General features: G+C 70.7%; 13 protein-coding genes. 10 read left to right on the top strand and 3 right to left on the bottom strand.

What is annotated here, in order from left to right:
* Nucleotides 1–52: 52 nt before the first annotated feature.
* From Mterra_RS11610 to Mterra_RS11620, 3 genes are read right to left on the bottom strand one after another with little or no spacing between them, the layout of a single operon-like run.
* Nucleotides 53–1,168 (bottom strand): anhydro-N-acetylmuramic acid kinase, encoded by a 1,116-nt coding sequence (locus Mterra_RS11610; RefSeq protein WP_119315339.1) that lies wholly within the window; start codon nt 1,166–1,168, stop codon nt 53–55.
* Nucleotides 1,165–1,890, bottom strand: coding sequence for a GntR family transcriptional regulator (locus Mterra_RS11615; protein WP_119315340.1), 726 nt, complete (start codon nt 1,888–1,890; stop codon nt 1,165–1,167). Before Mterra_RS11615 ends, Mterra_RS11610 begins: the two co-directional genes overlap by 4 nt.
* Before the next feature lie 40 nt (nt 1,891–1,930).
* Nucleotides 1,931–2,779 carry a DMT family transporter gene (locus Mterra_RS11620; protein WP_147372726.1) on the bottom strand — a complete coding sequence of 283 codons (849 nt, stop codon included), beginning with the start codon at nt 2,777–2,779 and terminating at the stop codon, nt 1,931–1,933.
* Between the two features lie 86 nt (nt 2,780–2,865).
* Here Mterra_RS11620 and Mterra_RS11625 point away from each other — a divergent pair, with 86 nt between their 5' ends.
* The 10 genes from Mterra_RS11625 to Mterra_RS11670 all read left to right on the top strand — a co-directional run bounded on the left by Mterra_RS11625 (nt 2,866) and on the right by Mterra_RS11670 (nt 15,196).
* Complete coding sequence (locus Mterra_RS11625) at nt 2,866–4,371, top strand: ABC transporter substrate-binding protein (protein ID WP_119315342.1); 1,506 nt, start codon at nt 2,866–2,868, stop codon at nt 4,369–4,371.
* A 76-nt stretch (nt 4,372–4,447) separates the two neighbouring features.
* On the top strand, nt 4,448–5,398 hold the full coding sequence (locus Mterra_RS11630; protein ID WP_119315343.1) for an ABC transporter permease: 951 nt from the start codon (nt 4,448–4,450) through the stop codon (nt 5,396–5,398).
* Nucleotides 5,395–6,237 carry an ABC transporter permease gene (locus Mterra_RS11635; protein WP_119315344.1) on the top strand — a complete coding sequence of 281 codons (843 nt, stop codon included), beginning with the start codon at nt 5,395–5,397 and terminating at the stop codon, nt 6,235–6,237. Before Mterra_RS11630 ends, Mterra_RS11635 begins: the two co-directional genes overlap by 4 nt.
* Nucleotides 6,238–6,243: 6 nt before the next feature.
* Entirely contained in the window at nt 6,244–7,254 is a 1,011-nt protein-coding gene (locus Mterra_RS11640) for a serine hydrolase domain-containing protein (RefSeq protein WP_119315345.1), read from the top strand.
* Nucleotides 7,251–8,129 carry an N-acetylmuramic acid 6-phosphate etherase gene (locus Mterra_RS11645; RefSeq protein ID WP_119315350.1) on the top strand — a complete coding sequence of 293 codons (879 nt, stop codon included), beginning with the start codon at nt 7,251–7,253 and terminating at the stop codon, nt 8,127–8,129. Before Mterra_RS11640 ends, Mterra_RS11645 begins: the two co-directional genes overlap by 4 nt.
* Before the next feature lie 114 nt (nt 8,130–8,243).
* Complete coding sequence (locus Mterra_RS11650) at nt 8,244–9,983, top strand: ABC transporter substrate-binding protein (RefSeq protein ID WP_119315346.1); 1,740 nt, start codon at nt 8,244–8,246, stop codon at nt 9,981–9,983.
* A 75-nt stretch (nt 9,984–10,058) separates the two neighbouring features.
* Nucleotides 10,059–11,027 carry an ABC transporter permease gene (locus Mterra_RS11655; RefSeq protein WP_119315347.1) on the top strand — a complete coding sequence of 323 codons (969 nt, stop codon included), beginning with the start codon at nt 10,059–10,061 and terminating at the stop codon, nt 11,025–11,027.
* Between the two features lie 72 nt (nt 11,028–11,099).
* Entirely contained in the window at nt 11,100–12,209 is a 1,110-nt protein-coding gene (locus tag Mterra_RS11660; protein ID WP_119315348.1) for an ABC transporter permease, read from the top strand.
* A gap of 69 nt (nt 12,210–12,278) precedes the next feature.
* On the top strand, nt 12,279–14,045 hold the full coding sequence (locus Mterra_RS11665) for an ABC transporter substrate-binding protein (RefSeq protein WP_119315349.1): 1,767 nt from the start codon (nt 12,279–12,281) through the stop codon (nt 14,043–14,045).
* A 56-nt stretch (nt 14,046–14,101) separates the two neighbouring features.
* Entirely contained in the window at nt 14,102–15,196 is a 1,095-nt protein-coding gene (locus tag Mterra_RS11670) for an exo-beta-N-acetylmuramidase NamZ family protein (protein ID WP_176582529.1), read from the top strand.
* Nucleotides 15,197–15,328 lie beyond the last annotated feature (132 nt).

The following is a 15,328-nucleotide window of genomic DNA, read 5'->3' on the forward strand; positions in this document are numbered from 1 at the left end:
GTTACCACGGGCCACGGGCTGACGGCTGATAACTGACCGCTGACCGCTTTCCTTACCTCACGCCGGGCAACAGCAGCTTGCCGGCGACGGCGGCGGACTTGGCCCCCGTGACCTGGGGGAGCACGTTGGGCAGGCCCAGGAAGCGCAGGTAGCCCAGGACGGCGAAGGCCAGGGCTTCGCGGACCTTGGAGTTGTGGCCGCGTTCCTCGAAGGTGTGGATGAGGACGGGCAGGAGTTCGCGCAGGCGGCGCATGAGGGTCTGGTTGTAGGCGCCACCCCCGGCGACCCAGACCTCCTCGAGGCCCCGCGGCAGCACGAAGCGGCGGTAGGCGTCGGCGATGCTCTGGGCGGTGAGCTCGGTGAGGGTGGCGAGGAGGTCGCGGGGGGCGAAGCCCTCGGTCTCGAGCTGGTCGAGCCGCCAGACCTCCCGGCCGGTGGACTTGGGCGGGGGGCGCTGGAAGTAGGGGTGGGAGAGCCAGGCCGAGAGCTTCTCCTCGTTCACCTTGCCCTGCTGGGCGAACTGGCCGCCGGGGTCGTGGGTGAGGCCTACCCAGACCGCGGCCTCGTCGATGAGGCAGTTGCCGGGGCCGGTGTCGAAGGCCAGCAGCTCGGCGGGCTCGAGGCCGCCCAGGTAGGTGAGGTTGGAGATGCCGCCCAGGTTGTGGATGGCCCGCCGCACCCCGGCCTCGCCGTAGAGCAGGAGGTCGGGGTAGGGGACCAGCGGGGCCGCCTCGCCGCCTAAGGCCAGGTCGGAGGGGCGGAAGTCGGCGGCCACCGGGACGCCCAGCGCCTCGGCGACGTAGGCGGCCTCCCCGATCTGGAGGGTGGCGTGGGGCGGTTCGTGCCAGACGGTCTGGCCGTGGACGGCGGCGAGCTCGGCGCGGCCGGCGAAGGGGGCGGCTGCCTCGGCGTAGAAGCGGCCCAGCTCGTGGTGCAGCAGGGCGAGCTCGCGGGTCAGGCTGTCGCCGTGCAGGGCCCTGAGCAGCCGCTCGCGCAGGCCGGCGGGGAAGAAGGCCTCGCGGTGCTCGAGCACTTGCCAATCCAGGCGCGGCGTAGCCGCGGTCGCTGCGCGGCTATCCTCCAGGCGGGGTGGCCGGCCCTCCAGCTCGGCGAGCACCAGGTCCACCCCGTCCACCGAGGTGCCCGACATCAGGCCTAAGACCTTCACGCACCGCCCTTGAGCTCGGCCACGAAGTCGTAGCGGTCGCCGCGGTAGTGGCTGCGGGTGAACTCGAGCACGTTGCCGTCGGGGAGGTAGGTCAGGCGCTCGATGTAGAGCACGGGGTCGCCGGGGCGGATGTCCAGCAGCTCGGCGACGCGCGGCAGGGCCGCCACCGCCCGCAGGCGCTGCAGCGCGCGCACCGGCCGCAGGCCGTGCCCGTCGAGGTAGGCGTACAGCGACTCGCCCACCGCCTCCGGCTGGGGCAGGTAGCGCACGGGGAGGGCGGCGAGCTCGAGGGCCATGGGCTCGTCCTCGGTCAGGCGCAGGCGCTCGAGGCGGCTGACCTCGGCGGTGGGGGAGAGGCCGAAGGCCAGCGCCTCCTCGGGGGTGGCGCGGAAGATGCCCCGCTGCAGCCAGCGGCTACCGGCCCGCAGGCCCCGCGCGGCCATGTCCTGGCTGAAGCCGGTGAGGGCGGTGAGGGTCTGCTCGACCCGCTGGCTGACGTAGGTGCCGCTGCCCTGGCGGCGGATCAGCAGGCCCTCGTCCTCCAGCCGCTCGAGCGCCCGCCGCAGGGTGATGCGCGAGACGCCGAGCTGCTGGGCCAGCTCCCGCTCGGGCGGCAGGGCCTGCCCCGAGCGCCACTCCCCCGAGGCCAGGCGTTCGCGCAGGGCGGCCTCGAGCTGGAGGTACAGGGGGGTGTGGGAGGAGCCGTCGAGTTGCAGTCTCATGCTTGGCCTGAATATACCACCTGACTACCAATTTCTCGAGTCATCCCCGGTAGAGCAGGGAAATCCCCGCGACCATCAGCCCCACGGCCAGCAGCTTGCGGCCCAGCCGGTCGCGCTCGCGGAGCAACACCACCCCTGCCGCGACCAGGAGCAGCAGCCGGGCCTGGGCCACCAGGATCACCTCCCCGGCCCCGCCCCCGGACTGGTAGGCCAGGATCAGCAGGGCCTGGGTGAGGGCGAAGGTGGCCGCCACGGCCCAGGCCCACGCGCCCCACAGGGCCGGCTGGGCCAGCTCGGACAGGCGGGGGCGGGCCGCCGCCAGCATCCCGGCCCCGGTCAGCAGGAGGTTGAGCGCGCTGTAGGTGGCGGGGCCGAAGTAGGGGCTCAGGGACTTGTCGATCACGTTGCCCAGCCCGAAGGTGAGGGCGGCGGCGAGCGCCAGGAGCTGGGCGCGGGTGAAGCGCGGCCTCGAGGGGGTCTGCTGCGACAGCACCAGCACCGAGGCTACGACCAGCCCGGCCCCCAGCCCGCTCGAGGCGCCCAGCGGCTCGCCCAGCAGCGCCACCCCGCCCGCGAAGGTCCACAGCGAGGAGGTGCGCAGGAAGAGGTCGATCTCCGAGAGCGGGGTGGCCCGCAGGGCCAGGAAGTACAGCACGTTGCCCAGGGTGTACACCGCCCCCATCCCCAGCACGCCCAGCAGCACCCCGGCGCTCCAGTCCGCCCGCGGGCCGGTGAAGGGCAGGGCCAGCAGGCACAGCAGCCCGCCCGACAGGTGCACCACCCCGCCCAGCACCACCGGCTGGAGCCCACCCCCGACCAGGAATTTGGAGGCCCCCACGTTGAGGGCGCTCGTCAGGCCCGCCGCCAGCGACCACGCAAACCAGGACACTTCCACGTAATATACCACTTGAATACCAAACCTCGAGCCAATAAGATTCGTAGGAGTACGAAGCTCGGCAGCACAAAGGAGGCCCTATGCGGCGAGTAGGATGGCTCATTCTGGCGTTGGTCGGCGCCCTGGCCTGGGCGCAGACCCCGGTGCGGGGCGGCACCCTGCAGGTCGCGGTGGACTCCTCCCCGGCCGGCCTCGACCCCCACGTGGCGACGGCCTTCGCCACCTTCGTGGTGATCGGCAACGTCTACGAGGGGCTCACCGAGGTGGACGAAGGGCTGCGGGTGCGCCCGGCCCTGGCCGAGTCCTGGAAGGTGAGCGCCGACGGGCTGACCTACACCTTCCGGCTGCGCCCCGGCGTGACCTTCCACAACGGCCAGGCCTTCGACTCCAAGGACGTGGTGGCGACCTTCAACCGGGCGCGCGACCCCAAGACCGGCTCCCCCGTCGCCAGCCGCTTCAACCTGGTGAAGGAGGTGCGGGCTACGGGGCCGCTGGAAGTGGTCTTCGAGCTCTCCCAGCCCTTCTCGCCCTTCCTCAGCGAACTCGCCGGGCTCTCCATCGTGCCCTCGGAGTACGTCGCGGGCGGGGGCGACCTGCAGCGGAGGGCGATGGGCACCGGGCCCTTCCAGTTCAAGGAGTGGGTGCCCGACACCTACATCCAGCTCGAGCGCAACCCGCGCTACTGGCGCCAGGGGCGGCCCTACCTCGACGCGCTGCGCTTCAACATCGTCCCCGACGCGGCCACCCGCCAGATCGGGGTCTCCAGCGGCACCTACCACTTCCTGCCCAACATCGACCCCTCGCTGGCCGTGACCCTCAAGAACGCCCCCGGCGTCAAGCTCTACACCACCCAGGACCTCGCCTACAGCCTGGTGGGGCTCAACGTCAGCCGCAAGCCCTTCGACAACCCCCGCGTGCGCGAGGCCCTCAACTACGCCATCGACCGCAACGCGCTGGTGCAGGCCGTGTACTTCGGCAACGGCGTGCCCGGGGGGCCGCTGTCGCCGGGGCTCAAGGGCTGGGCCTCGCCCACCTCGGCCTTCCCCTGCTACAAGCCCAGCGCGGCCAAGGCCCGCGACCTGCTGCGCCAGGCGGGCTACCCGGGCGGGGTGGACTTCACCATCCTGGTCCTCGGCTCCGTGAAGACCGTCGTGGACGCGGCCCAGGTCCTGCAGGCCCAGCTCGCCGCCGCCGGCTTCCGCGCCAAGATCGAGATCCTCGAGCTCGGCAAGTTCGTGCAGGAGTGGCGCAACTCCAACTTCGACGCCTTCGTCTCGCTCAACGGCGGCAGCGCCGACCCCGACGGCTACCTCTTCCGCACCTTCTCCACCGGCGGCTCCACCAACGTCTTCAAGTACTCCGACGCCCGCGTGGACCGGCTGCTCGAGCAGGGCCGCACCGCCACCACGGCCGACGCCCGCCGCAAGGTCTACACCGAGCTGCAGGTGCGGCTGGCCTGCCAGGGCCCCATCGCCCACCTGGTCTACGGCACCCTCTTCTCGGCGGCCCGCGAGAACGTGCAGGGCTTCAAGCCGGTCCCCACCCGCTCGCTGATGTACCTGCGCGACGCCTGGCTCGCCCGGTGAATGACCTTGTCCTACGCCTTACGCCCTTGGCTCTGGCCTAGGACGTAAGACGTACGACGTACGACGCCTGACGCTCATGCTCGCCTATACCGTCCGCCGCCTCCTCGACCTCGTGCTGGTGCTCTTCGGGGTCTCGGTGCTGGTGTTTTTGATGATCCGGCTGATCCCCGGCGACGCGGTGCAGATCATGCTGGGGGCCAACACCGAGATCACCCCGGACCGCCTCGAGGCCCTGCGGGAGAAGCTGGGGCTGAACAAGCCGCTGGTGGTGCAGTACGGGGACTGGCTCGCCGGGGTGCTGCGGGGCGACCTGGGCGAGAGCGTGTGGACGGGGGCCCCCATCCGCGACGAGATCTTCGCCCGGCTGCCCCTGACGCTCGAGCTCACCCTGCTCTCCTTAGTGCTGGGGGTGGTGCTCTCGGTCCCCATGGGCATCCTCACCGCCTACTGGCGCAACTCCACCGCCGAGTACGTGGTGCGGCTGGTGGCTATCGCGGGCGTGACGGTGCCCTCCTTCTGGCTGGGGACGCTGTTCATCTACCTCTCCTTCAAGCTCTGGCCGAGCTGGCCCGCCATCGGCTACGTGCCGCTGGCCGAAGACCCCGCCGGCCACTTCGCCCGGCTGCTCTTCCCGGTCCTAGCGCTCGCCCTGCCGCTGCTGGCGGGGCTGTCGCGGCTTTTGCGCTCGACGCTGCTCGACATCCTGAACCAGGACTACGTCCGCACCGCCCGGGCCAAGGGGCTCTCCGAGCGGGTGGTGATGTACAAACACGCCCTGCGCAACGCGCTGATCCCGCTGGTGACGGTGGTGGGCATCCAGGCGGGCTACCTCTTCGGCGGGGCCATCGTCGTCGAGCAGGTCTTCGCCCTGCCCGGGATGGGCCGCCTGATCGTGGGGGCCATCAACGAGCGCAACTACCCGCTGGTGCAGGGCGCCATCCTGCTGGTCACGGCGGGCTCCGTGTTCATCAACCTGCTCGTGGACCTGGCCTACGCCTACCTCGACCCCCGGGTGGAGTACGCATGAGCGGCGCCTGGACGCTCACTCGAGGCCTCCTGAAGAACCCGCTGGGGGCGCTGGGCCTCGCCCTCACGCTGCTCGTCGTCCTGGGCGGGCTGTTCGCCCCGCTCATCGCGCCCTACGACCCGCTGCGGCAGGACATCCTCGCCCGGCTGTCGGGGCCGAGCGCGCAGCACTGGCTGGGCACCGACCAGTTCGGGCGCGACGTGCTCTCGAGGATCCTCCACGGCATCCAGGCCTCGCTCTTCGCGGCGGGGGTCTCGGTGGGGCTGGCGCTGCTGGTGGGCGGCTTCCTGGGCGTCTCGGCGGCCTACTACGGCGGGCTCTACGACCGGCTGGTGATGCGGGTGATGGACGTGTTCCTGGCCTTCCCCATCATCCTGCTGGCTATCGGGATCATCGCCATGCTGGGGGCCAACCAGTGGAACACCGCCCTCGCCATCGGCGTGGTGTACACCCCGATCTTCGCGCGGCTGGTGCGGGGCCCGGCCCTGGTGCTGCGCGAGACCGAGTACGTCCACGCGGCGCAGGCCCTGGGGGCTTCGACCCTGCGGGTCATCGGGCGTCACCTGCTGCCCAACCTGGCCTCGGTGATCCTGGTGCAGTCCACGCTCTCGCTGTCCACCGCGATCCTGGTGGAGGCCTCGCTCTCCTTCCTGGGCCTGGGCACCCAGCCCCCCACCCCCTCGCTGGGCCTGATGCTCTCGGAGGGGCGGGCCTACCTGACGCTCTCGCCCTGGACCTCGGTGTTCTCGGGAGTGGCGATCCTGGTCGCCTCGCTGGGCTTCAACCTGCTGGGCGACGTGCTGCGCGACGCGCTCGACCCGCGCCTGAGGGGGCGCTAGAAGGCCATGCTCGCCGACGCTATCCAACTCGTCCGATCCGCCGTCGAATCCGGCCAGATCCCCGGCGCCGCGCTGGGGGTCGTGCGGGCCGAGGGGGAGGGGGAGGCCTGGGTCTACGGCAGGGCCCAGCTCGAGCCCGAACCCGTCCCGCTCGAGGCCGCCATGGCCTTCGACCTCGCCAGCCTCACCAAGGTGCTCTTCACCGTGCCCGAGGTGCTGCGCCTGGTCGAGGACGGGCTGGCCGACCTCGACGACCCCCTCGCGCGCTTCTTCCCCGAGATGGCCTGGATGCAGGAGAGCCCGCTCCCCAGGCGCACCCTGCGCCAGCTCTTGACCCACACCGCCGGGCTGCCGGCCTGGGCGCCGATGTACACCTGGAACGCCCGCCCCGAGCTGCTCAAGCAGCAGATCCTCCAGCACCGCTGGGAGGTGGGCGAGCCGGGCGCGACGGTGTACTCCGACCTGGGCTACATCCTGCTGGGCTTCTTGCTCGAGCGCCTGCGCGGCAGGCCCCTCACCGGGTTCGCGCTGCCCGCCGGCCTCACCTGGAAGCCCGAAGCCGGAAGCTCCGTCGCCACCGAGCGCTGCCCCTGGCGGGGGCGGGTGCTGCGCGGCGAGGTCCACGACGAGAACGCCTTCGCCCTGGGCGGCGCGGGCCACGCCGGGCTCTTCGGCACCCTGGCGGGGGTCCTGGCTCGAGCCCAGGCCGTCCTGGGCGGCACCCTGCTCTCGCACGCGGCGCTGGAGGAGATGGCCCGCCCCCAGACCCCCGAGCGGGCGCTGGGCTGGGTCCTGCGGCAGCCGGGCTTCAGCGGCGGGAGCCTGTGCAGCCCGCGCACCCTAGGGCACACCGGCTTCACCGGGACCGGGGTCTGGATCGACCTCGAGCGCGGCTACGCCTGGGCGCTGCTGACCAACCGCGTCCACCCCAGCCGCCACCGCGAAAGCGGCGTCGTCGAGTTGCGGCGGGCGGTGGGCAACGCCATCGCCGCCGAATGGAGGGCGAGCACACCGTGAACACCGAATCCGCCAGCTCACGCTACCGAGACCTCGACACCTGGGAGCCGGGGGAGGTCCTCGAGGCCCTCATCGACCGGCAACTCGCCGCGGTGGCCGCGGTGCGGGCCGCGCGGCCCGCCCTCGAGGCGGCCGCCCTGGCCGTGGCCGGGCGCCTGGCCCAGGGCGGCCGCCTGGCCTACGCCGGGGCCGGGACCTCCGGGCGCATCGCCGTGCAGGACGGGGCCGAACTGGTGCCCACCTACGGCTGGCCGCAGGAGCGGCTGCTCTACCTGCTGGCCGGGGGGCGCGAGGCCCTGTTCCAGGCCGTGGAGGGGGCCGAGGACGACGAGGCGGCGGGCCGCGCGGCCGCCGCCGGCCTCACCCCTGCCGACGTGCTGGTGGGCGTGGCGGCCAGCGGGCGCACCCCCTACACCGTCGCGGCCGTGCGCGAGGCCCGCTCGAGGGGGGCCCTCACCGTCGGCGTCGCCAACAACCCCGGCACGCCGCTGCTCGAGGCCGCCGAGCACGCCGTCTTCCTCGACACCGGCCCCGAGGTCATCGCCGGCTCGACCCGCCTGGCCGCCGGCACCGCGCAGAAGGTGGCCCTCAACCTGCTCTCCACGCTGGCCATGGTGCGCCTGGGCCGGGTCTACGGCAACCGCATGGTCGAGGTGGAGATGACCAACAAGAAGCTGTGGGGGCGCGGGGTGCGGATGCTGCGCGAGCTCACGGGGGCGGGCCAGGCCGAGGCCCGGCAGGCCCTCGAGCAGGCCCAGGGCCGCGTGAGCCTGGCGGTGCTGCTGCTCAAGGGGGTGGGCCTGGAAGAGGCCCGGCGCCGGCTCGGCGAGGCCGGGAGCTTGCGGGGGGCGCTCGAGGCGGGCCGGGGCGAGTGACCCGTGCAAGGCCGTGCCCGAAGGCCAAGAATGGGGGTCCTGCCGACCCCTTGTGCTTTGGTTAGCTACTGGTATTAGAATGGTCTACATAACGACCCGAAGGAGGGAGTTCGAATGAGCAGACGAAGGGCAGTATGGCTGGCCGGGCTTTTGGCCTTGGGGACGATCGCCCTGGCCCAGCCCAAGACGGTCACGGGCTACGGCAACCTGGGGGTGGCGCCGGGCAAGGCGGGGGGCAGCCTGACCCTCGCGCTGGGCAGCGCCCCGCAGACCCTCTTCTACTACGGGGCCGTGGACTCGGCCATCCAGGCCCTCGCCAACCAGATGTTCGACGGGCTCATCGAGTACAACCTGGGCAGCTACAAGATCGAGCCCGGCCTGGCGGTGTCCTGGAGCATCGGCGGGGGGAGCAAGGTCTACACCTTCAACCTGCGCCGGGGCGTGAAGTGGCACGACGGGCGCGACTTCACCGCCGACGACGTGGTCTTTACCTACAGCCAGATCGTCGCCAACCCCGAGGCGCGTGGCGGCGACGCGGGCAACTTCGCGGGGGTCAAGGTCGAGAAGCTCGACCCCTACAAGGTGCGCTTCACCCTGCCCAAGCCCGCCCCGGCCTTCATCCACTACATGCGCCTGCCCATCATGCCCAAGCACAAGCTGCTGTCCTTCAGCCAGGAGGGCGGCAAGGCCCCGGCGGAGATCAACAACGCCTGGCCCACCAACGTCAACCCCCAGGAGGTCGTGGGCACCGGGCCCTTCCGCCTGCAAAGCTACACCGCCGGGCAGCAGATCACGCTGGTGAAGAACCCCGACTACTGGAAGCGCGACGCCGAGGGCACCGCGCTGCCCTACCTCGAGCGCCTGCAGTACCTCATCATCACCGACTCGCAGGCCCGCGTGGCGCAGTTCCTGGCCGGCAACCTGGGCCAGATCAACATCACCGGCGCCGAGTTCCCCGACCTCAAGCGCCGCGAGGTGCAGGGCGCCCCCTTCAAGGTGGTGCAGTTCCGCGCCCTCTTCGGCTCCCCGCCCCACCTGGCCTTCAACTTCGACGCCAAGAACCCCGACCTCGCCAAGCTCTTCCGCAACTCCGACTTCCGGCGGGCCATCCAGTTCGCCGTCAACCGCGAGCGCGTCATCGAGGACGTGTACAACGGCCTGGCCGAGCTGCCGGGCAACGGCATGGCCCCGGTGAGCGAGTGGTACTACGACACCCGCAAGCTCCTGGGCACCTACGACCTCAAGGCCGCCAACGCCGCGCTCGACAAGCTCGGCCTCAAGCGCGGGCCCGACGGCATCCGGCTGCTGCCCAGCGGCAGGCCGCTCGAGTTCACCCTGACCTACGGCTCCAACTCCGCCGCCTTCACCGGCATCGCCACCATCCTGCAGAACGACCTGCGCCAGGTGGGGGTCAAGGTCAACCTCCAGGGCATCCTCGCCGCCAACCTGCTCTCCACCGGGCGCGGCAAGGACTGGGAGGCGATCATCCTGGGCCTGGGCGACCAGCCCGACCCCGAGCTGCGCACGCCCATCTGGAAGCCGGGCGGGGCGCTGTACTACTGGCACCAGTCCACCCAGCCCGCCACCCCCGAGGGCGCGCCGCAGTTCAACAACTTCCTGCCCTGGGAGAAGGAGATCTACGACATCTGGGAGAAGGCGGCCAGCACCACCAACGTCACCCAGCGCAAGGCGCTCTACGACCGCTGGCAGGCCATCTTCGCCCGCGAGGCGATGGTGATCATGATCGCCAAGGAGTACGCCGCGGGCGCGGTCTCCAACCGCTACGGCAACTACGTCTACAGCCTGGGCGTGATCCCGGGCTACAACCCCGTGCCGCTGATGTTCCAGAGGTAAGGGCGTCGGGTAGCGGGTGTGGGGCATGGCGCGCCCCACACCCACGACCCTGCACCCGAACCCGGCCTCCGTCTTATGTGGACCTTCGTTTTCAAGCGCTTTTTGGTGGCGATCCCCACCCTGCTCCTGATCTCGGTGCTGGTCTTCGCCGTGATCCAGCTCCAGCCGGGGGGGTTTCTGGAGAACATGCTCGAGGACCCCCGCGTCTCCCGCGAGACCGTCGAGCGCATCCGCCAGCAGTACCTCCTCGACCAGCCGGTGTGGGTGCAGTACGTCAACTGGCTGGCCGGGGTGGTGCGCGGCGATTTCGGCTACTCCTTCCTCAACAACCGCCCCGTCTCCGAGCTGATCTGGGAGCGGCTGGGCTGGACGGTGTTCCTGGCGCTCGTCACCGTCTTCGCGACCTGGGTCATCGCCATCCCGCTGGGCATCTACACCGCCCTGCGGCGCCACGGCTTCGGGGCCACGCTGGCGAACTTCATCGGCTACTTCGGCCTCGCCACCCCCGACTTCCTGGTGGCGCTGCTGCTGATCTTCGCGGTGTTGAGCGCCGGGGGCACCAGCGTGGGCGGGCTCTTCAGCCCGCAGTACATCGACGCGCCGTGGAGCTGGGCGAAGGTCGTGGACATGCTGGGCCACCTCTGGATCCCCATTATCGTCATCGGGCTCGACGGCACGGCCAGCATCATGCGGCAGATGCGGGCCAACATGCTCGACGTGCTCTCGCAGGACTACGTGCGCACGGCCCGCTCGAAGGGCTTGGCGGAGCGGGTGGTGCTGTGGAAGCACGCGGTGCGCAACGCCATCAACCCCCTCATCAGCATCGCCGGGCTCTCGCTGCCCAACCTCATCTCGAGCACCATCATCGCCTCCATCGTGCTCAACCTCCCCACCATCGGCCCCTTCCTCTACGACTCCTTGCTCAACAAGGACCAGTACGTGGTGATGGCGCTGCTGATGATGTCGGCGGTGCTGTTGATGATCGGCAACCTGCTGGCCGACCTGGCGCTGGCCTGGGCCGACCCGAGGATCCGCTATGAGTAGCTCGCCGCCGAACGCCCGACGCCGGCGGCCGAACGCCGGGGCGGTGTCGCTGCCTCACTCGGGGGTGCTCGAATGAGCGCCCCGGCCCTCCGCAAGCCCCGCTTCGACCGCAACAGCCCGCTCTACCTGGCCTGGCGGCGCTTCCTCAAGAACAAGCCCGGCGTGGTGAGCCTGTGGGTGCTGGCGGTGCTGTACCTGACGGCCCTCTTCGCCGGCTTCCTGGCCCCCTACAACCTCACCACCCAGCACCCCGACGCCGTGTACCAGCCGCCGCAGCGGGTGCGGATCGTCCACGAGGGACGGCTCATGCGCCCCTTCGTCTACCCGATGAAGAAGGAGCGCGACCCCGTCACCTTCATCAACACCTTCGTCGAGGACAAGACCCGCCCCACGCCCATCCGCTTCTTCATCCGGCAGGGCGAGCCCTACAGCTTTTTGGGGCTCAAGACCGACCTGCACCTCTTCGGCGTGCCCTATTCCGAGGGGTATTTCTTCCCGCTGGGCAGCGACCAGTTCGGGCGGGACCTGTTCTCGAGGATCCTCGTCGGCTCGCAGGTCTCGCTCACCGTGGGCGTGATCGGGGTGCTGATCTCCTTCGCCATCGGCATCCTGCTGGGCGGCATCTCGGGCTACTTCGGCGGCTGGGTGGACACCGTGATCCAGCGCGTCACCGAGGTGCTGCTCTCGATCCCCCGCCTGCCCATCCTGATGGCGCTCTCCACCGTCATCCCCGCCTCCTGGCCCAGCACCTACGTGTACCTGGGCATCATCGCGGTGCTCTCCTTCATCGGCTGGGCGGGCCTGGCGCGGGTGGTGCGCGGGCAGGTGCTCGCCGCGCGCGACCTCGACTACGTGACGGCGGCCAGGGCCATCGGGGCCTCCGACCTGCGCATCATCCTGCGGCACATCACCCCCAACCTCACCTCCTACCTCATCGTCACGGCCACCCTGGCGCTGCCGGGCTACATCATCGGCGAGTCGGCGCTCTCCTTCCTGGGGCTGGGCATCAAGGAGCCGATGGCGAGCTGGGGCCTGCTGCTGAAGGACGCGCAGAACTTCCAGTCGCTCAACCTCTACCCCTGGCTGCTCACGCCCGGGATCCTGATCTTCGTGGCGGTGCTGGCCTACAACTTCTTCGGCGACGCGCTGCGCGACGCGGCGGACGTGCGGAGCGTGGACTGAACTTCCGAGAGCCGATAGCTGATAGCCAAAAGCGCGAAAAACGTAGGGTGTACGTCCTTGGAGGCAAACATGAACCGCAGAAGCTTCTTGTCCAAGTCGGCCCTGGCCCTGGGGGCAGGGGTTCTGGCCCCCCAACTCCTCGCTAAGGCGATGGCCCAGCAGGGGCAGGCCAACGTCCCGCTCTCGCTGTTCCAGGAGGTCGGCAAGCGGGGCGGCACGCTCACGCTGCCGCTGGGGGCCAGCCCGCAGAGCTTCAACTACTTCTCGGTCATCGACAACTTCGCCTACACCGTGCTCAACAACGTGCTCGACCGGCTGATGCAGCTCGACCCCCTGACCTTCGAGCTCAGCGGCGTGCTGGCGGAGTCCTGGTCCTTCTCGCGCGACGCCCGCACGGTCACGGTCAAGCTGCGGCGGGGGGTGAAGTGGTCGGACGGCACCCCCTTCACCGCCGACGACGTGCTCTTCACCTTCACCGAGGTCGCGCTCAACCCCAACCTGCGCGGCAACCAGGCCGCCACCCTCACCGTGGCGGGGGTGCCGCTGAAGTTCGAGAAGGTGGACGACCTCACCTTCCGGGTCATCTCCGCCAAGCCCTACGGCGCGGTGCTGCAAGCCCTGACCTTCTCGCCCATCCTGCCGCGCCACAAGCTCGCGCAGTTCAAGCCCTTGCAGGACGCGCAGGGCTTCTCGAGGGCCTGGGCGACCAACACCGACCCCAAGGAGATCGTGGGCACCGGGCCCTTCGTGATCCAGAGCTACACCGTGGACCAGAAGGTCACGCTGGTCAGGAACCCCAACTCCTGGCGGCGCGACCCCCAGGGCAACCCGCTGCCCTACTTCGACCGCCTCGAGTACCTCGTCATCCGCGACCCCAACCTGCAGGTCGCGCAGTTCCAGGCCGGCAACCTCGACTCGGTGCCCATCACCGGCGCGCAGTTCCCCGACCTCAAGCGCCAGGAGGTGGCCGGGGCCAAGATCCGGGTGCTCAAGGGCGTGACCATCTTCACCTCCCCGCCGCACTGGGGCTTCAACTTCGACGCCAAGAACCCCGAGCTCGCCGAGCTCTTCCGCAACCTCACCTTCCGCAAGGCCATGCAGGCCGCCCTCAACCGCCAGCGCGTCATCGACGACGTGTACAACGGCCTCGCCAGCCTGCCCGGCCACGGGGTGGCCCCGGGCACCTTCTGGTACTACGACACCCGCTCCTACCTCGGCAAGTACGACCTCCAGTCGGCGGCGGCGCTGCTCGAGAGCCTCGGCCTCAAGCGCGGCCCCGACGGGGTGCGGCGGTTGAGCAGCGGCAGGCCGCTCGAGTTCAGCCTCACCTACGCCTCCGACTCCATCCCCGTCTCGGCCATCGCCGCCATCCTGCAGAACGACCTGCGGCAGGTCGGGGTCAAGCTCAACCTGCAGGGCATCCAGCAGAGCACCGTGCTCCCCACCGCCACCAGCGGCAACTTCGAGAGCATCATCGTGGCCTTCGGCGACCAGCCCGACCCCCAGCTGCGCAAGGACATCTGGCAGCCCGGCGGCCAGCTCAACTACTGGCACCGCTCGGTGTGGCCGGAGAAGAGCGGGGAAGAGCCCAAGTTCGGCCAGATGCTGGGCTGGGAGAAGAACATCTACGAGATCTTCCGCCAGGCCGAACAGCTCGGCGACCAGTCCGAGCGCAAGCGGCTCTACGACCGCTGGCAACTGCTGTTCGCCCAGAACCTCCCCGTCATCATGATCGTCAAGCCCGACGCGGTGGCCGCCGGCCACGCCCGGCTGGGCAACTTCTTCGCCAAGGACAACCGCATCCTGCAGAGCAACTACACGATGTTCGAGAAGTAGTTGCCCATGGGCGAATAGCTGATAGCCGTCCTCGTTTTGAGCTATCGGCCAACCTTATGACCGGACTCGAGCGCCTGTGCTCCGACCCCCGCCTGCTGCCCCGCCCCGGCAGGCTGGGCCTGCTGACCCACCCGGCGGGCGTGACCCGCGACCTCACCCCCTCGGCGGTGGCGCTCCTGCGGGCGGGGGTGCGGCTCGAGCGCCTGTATGGCCCCGAGCACGGCATCGACGGCTCCGGGCAGGCCGGGGAGGCGCCCGAGGTCGCCACCGACCGCCAGACCGGCCTGCCCACCCACAGCCTCTACCCCAAGAAGGCCCCCGAGGTCGAGGGGCTCATCGCCCAGGTGGACACCCTGCTCGTGGACCTGCAGGACGTGGGGGCACGGTTCTACACCTACACTTCCACGCTGGTGCAGGTGCTCGAGGCCGCCCGGCAGACCGGCACCCGGGTGGTGGTGCTCGACCGGCCCAACCCCCTGGGCTCCCTGGTGGAGGGGCCCGTGCTCGAGCCGCGCTTCCGCTCCTTCGTGGGGGCGCTCGAGGTCCCCCTGCGCCACGGCCTGACCCTCGGGGAGTGCGCCCGCCTGGTGAGCCCGGAGGCCCACGTGATCCCCTGCGACCCGCTCGAGCCCTTCGGCTACGGGGGCCTGCCCTGGGTCCCCCCCTCGCCGAACCTCCCCGACCTCGAGACCGCCCGCCTCTACGTGGGCACTTGCCTGGTCGAGGGCAGCACGGCCTCCGAGGGGCGCGGCACGGCCCTGCCCTTCCGCCTCGCCGGCGCCCCCGGGCTCGACGCGGCGGCGCTGGCCCGGCGGCTCAACGGCCTCGACCTCGGCCCGGTGCGCTTCCGCCCCGCCTACTTCACCCCCGCCCTCTCCAAACACGCCGGGCAGCCCTGCGCGGGGGTGCAAATCCACGCCCTCGAGCCCCTCGCCCGCGCCCTCCCCGTCGGGATCGCCCTGGTGGGTGCCCTGGCCGAGCAGGGCCTCGAGCTCAACCCCGACTGGCTGCAGAAGCTGTTGGGAGTCCCCTTCGCGCCCGAGCTGTTCGCGCCGGAGCGAGCCCTGGAGCGCTGCCACGCCTGGGAGCTCGAGGCCCGGCGCTATGCCCAGGAGCGGCTATCGGGCGCCTGGCTCTACCCGCGCGGCTAGGCGGTCGGCCAGCAGCAGGGCCTGCTCGAGCGGCCCCCTCCGGGGCGGCCGGTAGCCCTGGGGCGGCCCGAGCTCCAGGAACCGTTCGCTCAGCCCGCCCCAGACCCCGGCACTCCCGGCCCCGCTCTCGGC

The organism is Calidithermus terrae (genome assembly GCF_003574345.1).
Classification (GTDB): Bacteria; Deinococcota; Deinococci; order Deinococcales; family Thermaceae; genus Calidithermus; species Calidithermus chliarophilus.